Consider the following 14,035-nt stretch of genomic DNA (forward strand, 5'->3'; position numbering starts at 1 on the left):
TCAGGGGTAGACGTCGATCGCAGGCTGACGCTGAGCGTCCGGCCACAGCGGCCAGCCCGCCATGCCCACAGACTCATCGGCCGTCGGGGGCGCGGTGGGCGGCGGCGCCGTGTCCGTACCGGTGTCGACGACGGCTCCCGTCCCCTTCTTGAGCATCGTCACCGAGGCATGCACCGGTCCGGAGGGCGACAGAACCGGTGTCGAACCGCGTCGCAGCCCGACGGACACGGACTCGCCCGCGGCCACGTCGACGGTGCGCTCGTCTCCGTCGTCGCTGATCACGACCTCGATCGGCGCGTCGCCGGGATTCGTCAGGTGCAGCTTCGGCGACGGCCCCCTCGGCACGGCGAACATCAGGGCGCTGGTGAGCTCCGGCGCCGGCGTCATCCAGGCGAAGTCCGCGCTGCGTCCATCCGCGACGGTCTGCTTGGCAGCAGCGACGACCGGCTGATCAGCCGCGATCTCGATGTCGTACGCGCCGACAGGCACGTCCCCGAGGGAGATCTCGCTCGGCACCCCCTTGAGAAGGCTCGTACGGTACTCGATGGGCTCGCCGCCGTTCTCGCGGTGCGCGGTGATGACGACGTCGCTGTCGGCACCGGGTGCCAGCATCCGCAGGATCGTGCCTTCGTCGCCGTCGCCGGCGGCCTGCGTCACCTGCACGCCGGTGATCACGAGCGCACGCTGCGCCTGGTCCATGCCGTCCTGCACGTCCGCTCCGATCGGCCGGAGCACCTGCGTGAACGAGGACTGCAGGCTGGCCCGCACCGGAGCGCCCTCCGCGGCGACCTGGATCACGGGGCTCGTCTCATCCGGAGCGATCGACGCCAGCGGCACGGCGATCTGCGTCATCGCGGGTACCGTCTGGGTGCTCGCGGAGCGCTTCGCCCCGAAGACGGTGAGCGCCACGGTGGAGGGGACGTCGGCTGCGTTCGACAGGACGACGACATCGGTCGCCCCGGTGGACGCGTCTGCTCCGACCAGCCACGTCTGCATCTGAGGCGCCCGGCACGCCGAAGCGGTGAGTCCCACCACATCGTCCGTGCTCAGCGTGAGCGACTCCGAGCCGGCGATCAGCGGAGCCCGGCGATCCTGCACCTGACCGGTGAGGCTGCGTGCACCGGAGCCGCCCGCGAGATCGGGCATGTCCAGTGCGGCGGAGGACGGATCGCCATCCGATCCGCCGATCACGGTGCGCGGCACGCCGGCGGAGATCATCAGGTCGGCCTGCGTGCTGTCGCGGCCGAGCACACGGAAGGATCCGTTGCACACCAGCACGCTGTCACCGGGCACAGGGGCGACGCTGACCTTCGCGGGCTGATGCTCCACGCCCGGCCAGGGCGCAGCGATGCCGGCGAAGACGCCGAGCACGCATCCGGCGGCGACGATCGTTCCGGTCAGGACGCGGGCGCTCGTCGCCGCCACGCGCAGGGCGCGGTTCGCGGTCATGATCGATTCTCCTCGTCTTCGGATGCGGCGGGCGGGGATGCCGCGGGTTCGTCGGGTGCCGAGGCGTCAGTTGCATCCGCTGGAGGATCCTGCTCCGCCGTGGCGGGCACGACGACGGTCGTCCCCTCACCGGCGATGCTCGCGAGCTCGCGGGCCTCCGCGTCGGCCAGGGCGAGGACATCGCGACGGCGCGAGATCACGGCAGGCTCCTCCGGTGCCCGCCCGACGATCCTGGACTGTGCGCGCGCCGCGCGCCGGGACGCCCGGGTCGGGATCGAGAGCAGCAGCGCGGCGATCACGGCGATCAGCTGGAGCAGCACCACGAGTCGAGCGGCGGCCTGCTGCGTGTCGTCCAGACCCGGCCGCGATGCCACCGTTCCCTCGACTCGCCACAGCACTCCGCGGGCGGTGTCGCCGGCCTTGACGAATCCGGTGCGCTGGCTGATCGACGTGGCCGCGGCGTTGTGCAGCGCCTCTCCCCTGTCGGAGCCCCCTGGTGCGAGGAGCACGAAGGAGATCCCCCGATCGGCGAGCGACTTCGCCGCGTCGTAGTCCCGGGCGGAGAGCAGATCGACCGCGAGCACGCTCACGCCGTCGTCACGTGGCTCGGTGGCTGTGGAGAGCAGGGTGGTCTGCGCCCCCAGGGTGCGGCCGGGACCCCAGACGACATCCGTCGCGAGGGCTCCGTCGTCGCGAGGGGTCAGCACCAGCGTGCCGACATCGTCGTTGGACTCGGCCGCGACCAGGGCGGGCAGGGTCTGTGCGGCGGCTGCGCTCAGCTCGGCACGCTCCTGGTGCTCCGCGGTGAGTGCGGGCAGCGCGCAGACCGCGAGCGCCAGACCTGCCACCACAGCCGCCACCGAGCGCAGCCAGGGCAGCGTGAGCGCCGTGTCGAGCGTGACGAGAGCCGCGCCCACGACGCCGATCCAGGCGAGACTCAGGCCCGCACCGGGCCAGATCGCCGCGCTGTCGCCATGGAAGAAGCTCACCACGATGCCGACCGCGAGGAGTGCCGTGCCGATCCCCGCCACCGTGACGACGAGCAGGATGATTCCGGCACGCCAGCGCGGCGCGACCGCGGCGATGAGCGCCAGCACGGCGAACGGAGCGAGCAGCAGCGGCACGGCCGACATCGGAGCACCGGAGACCGAGCCCCAGCCGGCGAGGTCCATCGAGGGGAAGCCCATGGCCAGTACGCCTCGTCCTGCGGCATCCGCCGTGGCCTGCGGCCCCGCCGGCCAGATCGCGCCGGGGTCCGCGAGCAGCGCGATCAGCGAGCCGTGCCGCAGCTGCGCCCAGGCCAGCGGCGCGAACAGGGCGACGGCGGGGATGATCGTCCAGATCAGTCGCGCAGCGCCGTGAATGCGCCCGCGGACGAGCACGAGGATCAGTGCGACGGCCCACAGCGCCACGACAGCGGGCGCGATCGACGGCGCGCAGGCCAGCGATGCGGCGAGCAGCAGCGACGCCGCTCCCGCCGCTCCCCAGGACCGGTGCGCGACCACCGCAGCATGCACAGCCCAGGGCAGCAGCAGGTGCAGAAGGACGGCAGCCGGACGTCCCTGGACGAGGGCCGTCAAGAAGGCGGGGGCGAGCGCCCAGGCGATGCCACCCAGGATTCTCAGACCCGAGCGATCCGTGACCCGGGTCGCCGCGAACCATCCGCCGAGGACGGCCAGCGGCAGCGCGAGGATCCAGAGCAGCACCATCGCGCGCGACGGCGAGCCCGGCCAGAGCGATCCGAGCACGGCGATCACGGCGGAGAACGGGTCGGCGGGGCCGACCGTGTGCAGTCCCATGCCCCGCAGGCCCCAGCCGGCATCCGCCCAGAGCGCCGACACGGTGTCGCGCAGCGGCAGCAGCGCGCCGCCTCCCATCCCGGGCCACGCCAGCAGGGTGGTGAAGCTCGCGACGCTCACGACCAGCGCGGCGAGCACCGCCCAGGCGCCGCCGCCGGAGAAGAAGCGCAGTTCGCTGACCGCACCGCCCTCGCTGCCGTAGCCGTCGTCCAGGCTGCGATGCAGTTCGGCGCGAGTGATGCGCAGCGGGGCGATCGCGGACCAGCCGGAGGTGCGGACGGCGGCGAGCGCCGCACGCGATCGCGCGACCGCACCGAATCGCAGCATCTCGGTGAAGGCCGCCCCCCACTCGGGCGCGACCGCAGCCGGGCGCTTGCCGATCAGGTGCGCCGCCGATCGCCACAGGGCGAGCGGCAGGAGGGTGAGCCAGTGCAGCGGCACGGCAGGCATGGGCGCATAGGTCAGTCGCCGATGCAGCTGCGCCAGGCGGGTGGCCCAGGCGCGCTGCGAGTCGCGCTGAGGAAGCGCGGCGGGTCCGTCCGCACGGACCGCCACCTGCGCGGTCGGGACGAGCACCACTCTGCCGCCGGCGAGACGTGCGCGGACGCCGAGGTCGAGCCCCTCGTCGGCGCCCGCGAGCGCGGGATCCGGGCGCAGACGCTGGACCAGCTCCGTGCGGATCAGCATTCCGCGGATGTCGGCGCTGAGGGCGTCGTCAGTGCCGTCGTGCTGGCCCTGATCGAGCTCACCCGCGGCGAGTTCGACGGACCGCCCGAGCGCGGTCATGCTCACGCCGAGGGAGACGATCTCGCGATGCTCTTCGTCTGTGAGCTTGGGCGCGGCGATGGCTGCGGACGGCGATCGCTCAAGGGCGCCCGCGAGGAGTTCGAGCGCATCGTGCTCGGGGACGGTGTCCTGCGCCAGCAGCCACACCGCGCGGCCCTCCGGGACGCGTGAGTACGCGGACTGCAGCGCATCCGCGTAGGACAGCCCCTGGCGGGTCTCGACGACCCCCTCGACGATGGACGGGAAACCGTCGCCTCGAATCGCGGCGATGCTGCCCGTCACGACGATCGTGACCGCCTCGGGAGTGAGGCTCTGCGCGCGCACCGCGTCGAGAGTGCGGATCAGCTGGGTGCGCGCGGACTCACCGGAGCGCGTGACGACAAGGGCGTGAACTCGGGCTGGCATGACGTGGACAGCCTAGGCAGACGGTGGACCGTGTGCGGTGAGCGAACCCGGCGCGCCCCGAGAAGCGGGGTCTCAGATCGGGTTTCAGCCGGCGCGGCGCTTGAGCTTGCGCCGCTCCCGCTCGGACAGTCCGCCCCAGATGCCGAAGCGCTCATCGTTGTTCAGCGCGTACTCCAGGCATTCGCCCCGGACGTCGCAGGAACTGCAGATGCGCTTGGCGTCGCGGGTGGATCCGCCCTTCTCAGGGAAGAACGCCTCCGGGTCGACCTGCGCGCAGAGCGCGTCGGCCTGCCATGCGAGTGCGTTGTCATCCTCTTCTGGTTGCCTGACCCCAGGAACGCCGAGATCGACCGGATCGACGTACCAGTTGTCGGGAACTTCCGAACGGTAACCCGTCATCTCGATCTCCCAACCCTTTGCCTTGCCCCCCTCGGGCCGTGCACTAGTAATTACACCCGTGTCATTCCGCTGGGTCAAGTCGCGGATAGTAAACCCTCAACCGGGTCTTGAAGGTTCATTGGCGGCCGACCGGCGTGTCGCGCGGGCGTGTCACGCCCGCGCGAGCGAGCTCAGTCAGCAACACCGGGCTCGGCGAGGAACGCCTCACCGACACCGCTGAGCACCAGCCGGCTCTCCTCCGCCGAAGCGAAGACCGCGGTGCCGACCGGCGCGGCGACCGGCTCGCCGTCGGCGCCGCGCACGAGGACGTCACCGCCGGTCGCAAGCACCATCGCGGGACCTCGCACGTTCAGCGCGCGTTCGGCGCCGTCGAGTTCCACCCGGCGCAGCGCGAAGTCCGGTACGGGTACCTCGTAGTCCGTGACGGCGCCCTCGTCGGGGCGCAGCACCGGCACGTCCCCCGGGGTGGTGTCCAGGATCGCCAGCAGCTCCGTCACATCGATGTGCTTGGGGGTCAGCCCTCCACGCAGCACGTTGTCGCTGGCCGCCATGATCTCCACCCCCAGCCCGGACACGTACGCGTGCAGGAGGCCCGCACGCAGGAACACCCCTTCTCCTCGCGAGAGCACCAGGACGTTCATGAGCAGCGCCACGACCACACCGGGGTCGCCGGGGTACCGGTCGGCGACCGACCGCACGACGCGCAGCTCCGTGGCGAACTCCTCCGACTCCGCCGCGGCGAGCGCCGCGATCACGTCATCGACCTCGGCCTGCGCATCGCCGGAGAGCAGCCAGGCGATGGTGTCGCGCAGCACGTCGCCGTCACCCGACAGCCTCGCGCGCAGCGCCGTGACGCCCGCGCCGTCGCCGAGCGCCTCGAGAAGGCGCAGCGAGGCATCCGCAGACCGCAGGCCGGCCAGCGCCTCGAACCGGTCGCTCAGCACGACGATCAGCTCGGGCTTGTGGTTGTCGTCGCGGTAGTTGCGCCCCGGATCGTCGGCGGGAATCCCCGCCTCGAGCGCGAATCCGGTCCGGGCCTGCTCCTTGGTCGGATGCACCTGGATCGACAGCGGAGTCGCGGCTGCGAGCAGCTTCAGCAGATACGGCAGCGTCCCGCCGGTGACGGCGTCGAGCGTGCGCCCGTCGGCGAGCTCGGCGGGGTCACCGGGATGGTCTCCGAACCAGACCTCGGCCTCCGGCGCGGCCGAGGGCGCGCGCCCCTCGAGCTCGGCCAGCAGAGTGGTGGACCCCCAGGCGTAGTCACGCGGCACGTTCGTCAGTCGCATCAGCATGATCACCAGGGTAGGGCGACCGGAGAGCGGATGCCGCGCCGCACGTTCCGCACAGGGGTTCGCAGGTCCGCGCGCTGTAGCCTGAAACGCGATGGCCCAGTTGAGCAAGCACCCCGCGACACCGGCACCGACGGCTCCCGAGCGGGAGACCACCGGGCACCTCATGCTGCGCGGCTACATCGTCCTCACGCTTTTCGCGACTCTCGCGCACACGGCGGTCTTCAACCTTCTCGGTTCCACCGGCGCCGTGGTGGCGATGGCCGTGCTCACCGCGGGCATCCTGGGCATCTGGATCCCCGCCATCGTGCATCGGCGCCCCACTCGCTTCCCCTGGCGGCGACTGCCCTGGGTCGCGCTCGGCTACGGCGGCTTCGCCCTGCTGTCGGTGATCTGGTCGGAGTGGCCGAGCGCCACCCTGGTCACCTGGGCGCTGTGGCTCGCAGTGACGATCAATGCGCTGTTCGCCGCGACGATGCTGACCTGGCAGGAGCTGGTGCGCGCGCTCTCCAGCGCGTTGAAGTGGATCCTCGGCCTCTCTCTCGCGATCGAGCTGTGGGTGGCCCTCGTACTGCGGCATCCGATCCTGCCGAACTTCGTGACCGTGCCGGACGGCAAGATCGATCCGCACATCTACTGGGTGCGCGGCAACCTCTTCAACGACGGCCGGATCCAGGGCATCGTCGGCAACGCGCACACTCTGTCGATGATGTGCCTGCTGGCGCTGATGGTCTTCGGCGTCCTGTACGCGTCGAAGGCGCGTCGTCGCGGAGCGCTCATCGCGTGGGCGATCGTCGCACTGATTCTGCTCTACAAGGCCGCGTCCGCGACGAGCGTGCTCTGCGGCGTCGCGGCCGGTGTCGTGCTGCTGATCGCCCTGCTGATGCGCGGCGCTCGGCGCCCCTCGCAGCGCACGGCCATCTACGTCGGCTCCGCGCTGGTCGTGGTCGCCGGCGTCGCCGGCGGCTTCGTGCTGCGGGAGCAGGTGCTGGCCGCGTTCGGCAAGGACTCCGACATGACCGGCCGGTTCGAGATCTGGGCCAAGGTCTGGGAGCGCGCGATCACGCATCCGGTGATCGGGAACGGCTACTCCTCCCCCTGGGTCCCCTGGGACCCGGGTTTCGCCGGTTGGATCGTCGACCACAAGCTCACCGTGTTCCACGCGCACAACATGTGGCTGGACGTGTTCTTCCAGCTCGGCATCATCGGTGTGCTGCTGATGCTCACCGCGTGGGCGGCGCTCGCCTGGCGCGCCTGGTTCTTCGCCGTGGACCGTCCCCGCTGGGACCTCGACGCCAAGCGGCCCTACTCCCCGCTCTCGCTGCTGCCCACGATGGTCGTCGCCACGCTGCTGGTCGAAGGACTCGCGGAGTCCGCACCCATCATGCTGTGGGGCTGGATGCTGCTCGTGATGTTCTCCTTCAAGATCAAGGCGGTGCCGCTCGTGGGTGTCGGGCTGGACGAGCGCTCCTCCGTCCTCGCCCGCGGTGAGCAGGCTCGGCAGGTGCCATGACCGATCTCCGGCATCCTGTGCGCCTGCTCGCCTCGGCCGAGTTCGCCAGGGCGTACACGATCGCCGTGCTCATCGCGGTGTTCGGAACCTTCGCGATCGAACGGCTCTCCTCCCGGCTGACGCTCGCCACCGTCATCGTCGTGCTGGCCCTCATCGGCGTCGCGGTCCTGTTCGCACGACGGGAGGAGCTGAGCCTGCTGCGGCTCGCCCCGACGTCCCTGCTCGGGTTCCTCGCACTGGCGCTGCTCAGCGTGGTGTGGACGACGGATCGCTCTGAGACGCTGACGAGCTGGGCGGCCCTGGCCGGTTATGCGGTCCTCGCCATCACCGTGGGGCATGTGCGCGACACGCTGCAGACGGTGCGTGCGATCGGCGACACGCTGCGCTGGATGCTCATGGTCTCGCTGGCGCTCGAAGTGCTCTCCGGCATCCTGCTGGACGTGCCGTTCGAACGGCTGGGCATCGAGGGCAACCTCGCTGCCGGCGGTCCGGTCCAGGGCATCTTCGGCACCCGCAACATGCTCGGGTTCATCGCCGTCATAGCTCTGATCACGTTCGTGATCGAGTGGCGCACCCAGTCCGTGTCCACGCCCGTCGCGGTCGGCTCGGTGGCCCTGGGCGCGTTCCTCGCCCTGGTGTCGGCATCGCCGACCGTCGTCGTGCTGGCCGCAGGCGTCGGAGTCACCACCCTCGCCCTCATGATCGTGCGGCACGCACCTGCAGAACGCCGGAACATGGTGCAGTGGGCGCTCGGCGCCGTCGTGCTGATCGGCCTGATCGCCGCGTTCGTGCGTCGCCATCAGATCATCCAGATGCTGGATGCCGGCTCGGACTTCTCCATGCGCGCCGACCTCTGGAACACGCTCCTCGACTTCGCGCTGCAGAACCCCGTCCTCGGCTACGGCTGGTTCGGCGGATGGGCGCGCGCCGAGTTCCCGTTCAACCCGATCAACGTGCTCCTGAGCCAGCAGCACCAGAGCGCCCTGAACGCGTACTTCGACGTGCTGCTGCAGTTGGGCTGGGTGGGGCTGCTGCTGTTCCTCGTGCTCGGTGGCGTCGCGATCATCCGTTCCTGGCTGGTCGCCAGCGTCCGTCGCTCCGTGGTCTACGCCTGGACTCCCCTGGTGCTGGTGACGCTGGCGATCGACTCGATGTTCGAGAGCTTCACGCTGGTCGGGGCAGGCTGGTTCATGCTCGTGCTCTGCGCTCTGCGCGCCGGCCAGACGAGGTCCTGGCGCGAGAACATCGACGCCGCGCACACCGGGACGATGCCGACGCTGCCGGTGCACTGACGGGCGGACTCCGCTCCCGGGGTTCTCAAGGTATGCCCGGTAGGATTGCACCTCGTGACCCATGTGCTGCAGAACGTCGTGTTCCCGCTTGACCGAGACCCCGACCTGCTGCCGCTCTACGCCGACCCCGAGACCTGGTCGGTGATCGACGAGGAGCCGGTGCGCGTCTCGAATCGGGCGCATCTGGGGAACATCCTCGGCCGCAACCGGGCACGCATCGTCGCCGGTCGGCGGGTGTCGCTCGGCACCTACTTCAACGCGTTCCCCGCGTCGTACTGGCAGCACTGGACCAGTGTCCGGCAGGTGCGCCTCACTGTGCGGACCTCGGGGCCGGCGACCATCCTGGTGTACCGGTCCAATGGAGCCGGCGTGCGTCAGCGCGTGGACGATCGCGAGGTGAGCGGCACGGCGACGACCTCCTTCGATCTGGCCCTCACCGAATACTCCGACGGCGGATGGCTCTGGTTCGATGTCGTCGCCGACGACAAGCACGCCGTGCTCGAGGGAGCCGAGTGGACCACCGAGCAGGAGCCGGCCCGCATGGGGAAGGCCTCTCTCGGCATCACCACGTACAACAAGCCGGATTACTGCGTCGAGACCCTTCAAGCCCTCGCGGATGCGCCGGACGCACTCGATCTCGTCGATCGCATCTTCCTGGTCGATCAGGGCACGCAGCTCGTCGCCGATCAGGACGGATTCGACGACGTCGCCGGGCGACTCGGCGAGACGCTGTCCGTGATCCGCCAGCCCAACCTCGGAGGTTCGGGCGGATTCGCACGGTCCATGCACGAGACGCTGCAGCGCCCGGAGAGCGACTTCGTGCAGCTGCTCGACGACGACGTGCGCCTGGAACCCGAGTCGCTGCGGCGCTCGATCGTCTTCGCCCGCTTCGCCACCAACCCGATGCTCGTCGGCGGCCACATGTTCGACCTGCTCGACCGCCCCAAGCTGCACGGCTGGGCCGAAGTCGTCGACGAGGACCCCTTCATGTGGCGAAATCTCTATCAGGAGAAGCTGCCTCACGACTTCGGCGTCGCGAACCTGCGCCAGTCGCCCCTGCTGCACATGCGCATGGACGCCGACTACAACGGCTGGTGGATGTGCCTCATCCCGGTCGCAGCGATCCGCGAGGTGGGTCTGTCGCTGCCCGCATTCATCAAGTGGGACGACGCGGAGTTCTGCCTGCGCGCCGGGGAGGCCGGCTTCCCCACGGTGTCCCTTCCCGGCGTCGCCCTCTGGCACGTGTCCTGGGTGAACAAGGACGACACGATCGACTGGCAGGCGTACTTCCACGCACGCAACCGCATCGTGGCCGGCCTTCTGCATTCGAACGCTCCACGGGGCGGACGTCTGCTGTCGCACAGCCGACGGGTCGATCTGAAGCATCTGATGATGATGCAGTACTACCCCACCGCGCTTCGCGCGAGGGCGCTCCGCGATGTGCTGTCGGGGCCGTCGCACATGCGCGGCAACCTCGCCACGGCCATGCCTGCAGCACGCGCGCTCGCGGCCGAGTTCCCTGAGACCGTGGTGCACCGGGATCCGTCCGTCGTCCTGCATTCCCGCAAGGGGCGCCGGGTGTACAAGCGGCGCAAGCAGCATGAGTACGACAGCCCGACCGGCATCCGGCTGCGATGGTTCACCGCGAGCACTCTCCTCAAGCACTGGCTGCATGAGCCCGACCCGGCCAACGTGTCCCAGCCCGAGGTGGAGTTCGGCAAGGACGACGCGCACTGGTGGCGGCTGCCGGCGTTCGACAGCGCCCTCGTCAGCTCGGCGGACGGCTCGGGCAAGAACGTCTACACGCGGGATCGCGCGAAGTTCCGACGGATGCTGCTGGACAGTGTGCGTCTGCACCGACAGCTGAAGCGCCGCTGGCCCCAGCTGCAGAAGGAGTATCGCGAGGCGCTTCCCGACCTCGTCTCCGACGCTGCATGGCAGCACACCTTCGAGGAGCAGTCTTGACCGCCGCCCCGTTCGATCCCGCCTCCGCGGCGATCGTCATCGTCACCTACAACCGCTCGCACCTGCTGCAGGGGCTGCTCACCAGCATCCGCGCGATGGACCCGAAGCCGGGCCGCATCGTGATCATCGACAACGCATCGTCGGATGACACCACCGAGGTCGTCGAGTCGTTCCGGGCCGACCTCGGCACCGAGATCGTGTACCGCCGCCTGGAGACCAACACGGGCGGTTCCGGCGGCTTCAGCGAGGGCATGCGCACCGCCTACGAACTCGGCTCCGAGTGGATCTGGATGATGGACGACGACGTCGAGGTGCTCCCCGACGGGCTTGCGCGAATGGGCAAGTGGTCCACCCGGTTCAAGAGCATCCAGGGTCGCCGCTACGACTACGACGGCAGCGAGTTCTACTGGCAGTACCGCATCGCGGAGCGGATGGGCATCCCGATCCCGTTCGCGCCGTCCGGCTTCGACGGCACCGGGTTCAAGGAGATGAACAGCGGATGCTTCGAGGGCATGTTCATCCACCGGTCGATCGTCAAGGAGATCGGTCTTCCCGATCCCCGCTTCTTCATCTACTGGGATGACCAGCTGTACGGCTGGCTCGCATCACGGCGGACGACGGCCGTGATCGTGGACGAGTTCGTGCTGCGCCGCACGCGCGAGATCGTGCAGTGGGATCTCGGTATCCGCCACCTGAACGCGTCCAGCAACGCCTACCGGTACTACATCATGCGCAACCGGGCGTTCATCAAGCACTACTACCGCGCGAACGGCGTCTACAACCCGGTGCTGTTCGGCGCCGGCACGACGCTGACCTTCTTCAAGGAGTTGATCCGCTTGGCATTCGTAGAGCGCACCGTTCGCGGTACGAGCAACCTGTTCCGCGGGCTGCGTGACGGAGGCCGGATCGGCCGCGATCGCAGCTGGCGGCCGATGGCGCCGCTGGAGTCCTGAGATGACTCAGCAGGAGCCGGAGTACGTCTGGTCTTTCCCCCCGGAGCAGAAGCGCCACCCCGGCCGGGTGTGGCTGATCATCGGGTTGTCCTTCGCAGCCGTGGCGGTCGCGGTCGCGCTGTTCCTGCTCTTCCTGCCTCGCTCGGCGCCGGTCGCGCAGCCGACGGACACTCCGAGCCCGACGACGTCGCCGACATCGACCGAGACTCCGACCGCGACCCCGACGCCGACGCCGACGCCCACCTCGACGACGGCTCCCACGCCGTCCGCTCCTCCTGCGACATCCCCGCCGCCCGCCGATCCCAGCCTCGCGGTGTTCCGCGACAAGGTGCGACCGGTGCTGACCGACGCCGACACCGGTCTGCGCATGCTCGGTTCGATGAACGGACAGGATGCGGTGCAGGTCGTCGACCAGTTGCGGCAGGACGCTGAGCGCCTCTCGGACATGGTCGCGCCCTCGTCGATCGCGAGCGCCTGGAGGACACGCACCGACGCCTACCTGGGTGCGCTGTCACAGCTCCAGAAGGCTTACGCCGACGGAGCCTCGACGGACGCGCCGATGAAGTCGGCGCTGTCCGCCGAGAAGTCGCTCAAGCAGCTCGTCGGCCTGTGATCTCAGGCGCTCCGCTGTTCAGCGCGCGGCGCTGTCGGCGTTGTAGCGGTCGAGCACATCGCCGATAGGGCCGTCGAGCACCAGCTCGCCCTTGTTGAGGTAGAGGCCTCGGCTGCAGAACCGGCGCAGGTCCCGCTCATTGTGGCTGACGAAGAACAGCGTGCGTCCGTCGGCGAGAAGCTCGTCGATGCGGGCGTAGCACTTGTCCCGGAACGCCTTGTCGCCGACGGCGAGCACCTCGTCGACGAGCATGATGGGCTCCTCGAGCTGTGACACGACCGAGAACGCCAGCCGCACCTTCATTCCGTTCGAGAGGTGCTTGTAGGGCGTGTCCTGGAAGTCCTCGAGCTCGGCAAAGCCGATCATGTCGTCGTAGCGGCGAGCGATCTCATCCTTGGGCATGCCGTGCAGACCCGCGGTCATCCGGACGTTCTCGCGGACGGTCAGATCCCCGACGAAGCCGCCGGTGAGCTCGATGAGGGGCGCGACCCCGCCGTTCACTTCAACCGTGCCCTCGTCCGGGAGGAGCACGCCGGCGACGAGCCGCAGCAGAGTCGATTTGCCCTGGCCGTTGCGCCCCACCACGCCGATCGCCTCACCGGGGGCGACCGTGAAGGACACGTCTCGAAGCGCCCAGAACTCGCCGGGCCGTGAACGACGGCTGGCTCCGGCGAACAGGTCTTTCAGCGTGCGATTGCCGCGGCGGTTGCGCCGGAACCGCACCCCGAGCCCACGGACCTCGATGGCAGCGGTCATCACAGCTCCTTCAGGACAGGACGCTCGAGTGTCCGGAAGGTCCAGACACCCAGCACGAAGATCACCGCGGTCATGATCAGGCCGATGACGATCGCCTTCGGATCCCATTGATCGGGGAAGAAGGCCATCCGGTACAACGAGAAGATTCCCGCGAGGGGGTTGAACGCGCCGATCGTCTCGAACACGCCGGGCAGGTCGCGGACGCTGTAGATGATCGGCGTCGCATAGAAGAGAGCGCGCAGGATGAGCGCCGTCGTCCGCTCGAGATCGGTGTACAGGGCGCACAACGGTGCGACCAGCAGACCGAGTCCGATCAGGAGAACGGTCTGCCAGACGATCGCGACCGGGAACCAGAGGATGCCCCACCCGACATGCGCGAGATTGTCGGGGTCGGTCTCGAACAGCATGTTCGCCGCGACGAAGATCACGAGCACGGGAAGCGAGAACAGGAACTCGATCCCCTTGCTGAGCACGATCCGATTGACCCAGATCGACCGCGGGATCGCCGTGGAGCGCACCAGCCGTGAATCCTTCTTGAACGCGCGGGTGAAGTCGCCGACAGAGCTGTTGAACCACACCCATGGCAGCAGGGCGGAGATGAGGAAGATGATGTAGGGCATCTCACCGGCGCTGCGGTGGAACACCTTGGTGAAGACGAACCAGTAGATCGCACTCATCACCAGCGGGTCGAGCACCGACCAGAGATATCCCAGCGCGCTGGTCGAGTAGCGCACCTTCAGGTCTCGCGCCGACAGCAACCAGAGCGAATGGAAGTAGCGCCGGGGCGTTCCCGGCGCCCCCACCGTCGTCGTCATC

11 protein-coding genes are annotated in these 14,035 nt (G+C 69.3%); 5 read left to right on the forward strand and 6 right to left on the reverse strand.

Annotation, left to right across the window (positions count from 1 at the left end; genetic code table 11):
- The 4 genes from ACFVAE_RS04960 to manA all read right to left on the reverse strand — a co-directional run bounded on the left by ACFVAE_RS04960 (position 1) and on the right by manA (position 6,130).
- A complete protein-coding gene (locus tag ACFVAE_RS04960) occupies positions 1-1,449 on the reverse strand; it encodes a DUF5719 family protein (RefSeq protein WP_378888581.1) in 1,449 nt (482 codons plus the stop codon).
- Positions 1,446-4,439, reverse strand: a complete 2,994-nt coding sequence (locus ACFVAE_RS04965; protein ID WP_378888583.1) for a glycosyltransferase — start codon at positions 4,437-4,439, stop codon at positions 1,446-1,448. Before ACFVAE_RS04965 ends, ACFVAE_RS04960 begins: the two co-directional genes overlap by 4 nt.
- 84 nt (positions 4,440-4,523) lie before the next feature.
- The gene (locus ACFVAE_RS04970) at positions 4,524-4,838 is read right to left on the reverse strand and encodes a WhiB family transcriptional regulator (RefSeq protein WP_378890492.1); all 315 of its coding nucleotides are present in this window, start codon (positions 4,836-4,838) and stop codon (positions 4,524-4,526) included.
- Positions 4,839-5,008: 170 nt separating this feature from the next.
- Complete coding sequence (gene manA, locus ACFVAE_RS04975) at positions 5,009-6,130, reverse strand: mannose-6-phosphate isomerase, class I (protein WP_378888585.1); 1,122 nt, start codon at positions 6,128-6,130, stop codon at positions 5,009-5,011.
- Positions 6,131-6,221: 91 nt separating this feature from the next.
- Here manA and ACFVAE_RS04980 point away from each other — a divergent pair, with 91 nt between their 5' ends.
- The 5 genes from ACFVAE_RS04980 to ACFVAE_RS05000 are packed head-to-tail and all read left to right on the forward strand — an operon-like array spanning position 6,222 to position 12,463.
- A complete protein-coding gene (locus ACFVAE_RS04980) occupies positions 6,222-7,640 on the forward strand; it encodes an O-antigen ligase family protein (RefSeq protein ID WP_378888588.1) in 1,419 nt (472 codons plus the stop codon).
- Complete coding sequence (locus tag ACFVAE_RS04985) at positions 7,637-8,932, forward strand: O-antigen ligase family protein (RefSeq protein ID WP_378888591.1); 1,296 nt, start codon at positions 7,637-7,639, stop codon at positions 8,930-8,932. The genes ACFVAE_RS04980 and ACFVAE_RS04985 overlap by 4 nt, the downstream gene beginning before the upstream one ends.
- A 54-nt stretch (positions 8,933-8,986) precedes the next feature.
- Positions 8,987-10,897, forward strand: coding sequence for a glycosyltransferase (locus tag ACFVAE_RS04990; RefSeq protein ID WP_378888594.1), 1,911 nt, complete (start codon positions 8,987-8,989; stop codon positions 10,895-10,897).
- A complete protein-coding gene (locus tag ACFVAE_RS04995) occupies positions 10,867-11,850 on the forward strand; it encodes a glycosyltransferase family 2 protein (protein ID WP_378888596.1) in 984 nt (327 codons plus the stop codon). Before ACFVAE_RS04990 ends, ACFVAE_RS04995 begins: the two co-directional genes overlap by 31 nt.
- 1 nt (position 11,851) lies before the next feature.
- Positions 11,852-12,463: a hypothetical protein gene (locus ACFVAE_RS05000; protein WP_378888599.1), complete on the forward strand. Its 612-nt coding sequence runs from the start codon at positions 11,852-11,854 to the stop codon at positions 12,461-12,463.
- Between the two features lie 18 nt (positions 12,464-12,481).
- Here the strand turns inward: ACFVAE_RS05000 and ACFVAE_RS05005 are convergent, their stop codons facing one another.
- Positions 12,482-13,219, reverse strand: a complete 738-nt coding sequence (locus ACFVAE_RS05005) for an ABC transporter ATP-binding protein (RefSeq protein WP_378888602.1) — start codon at positions 13,217-13,219, stop codon at positions 12,482-12,484.
- On the reverse strand, positions 13,219-14,034 hold the full coding sequence (locus ACFVAE_RS05010; RefSeq protein WP_378888604.1) for an ABC transporter permease: 816 nt from the start codon (positions 14,032-14,034) through the stop codon (positions 13,219-13,221). The genes ACFVAE_RS05005 and ACFVAE_RS05010 overlap by 1 nt, the downstream gene beginning before the upstream one ends.
- Position 14,035: the final 1 nt, after the last annotated feature.

Origin of the sequence: Microbacterium sp. NPDC057659 (genome assembly GCF_042799915.1) — a bacterium.
Taxonomy (GTDB): Bacteria; Actinomycetota; Actinomycetes; order Actinomycetales; family Microbacteriaceae; genus Microbacterium.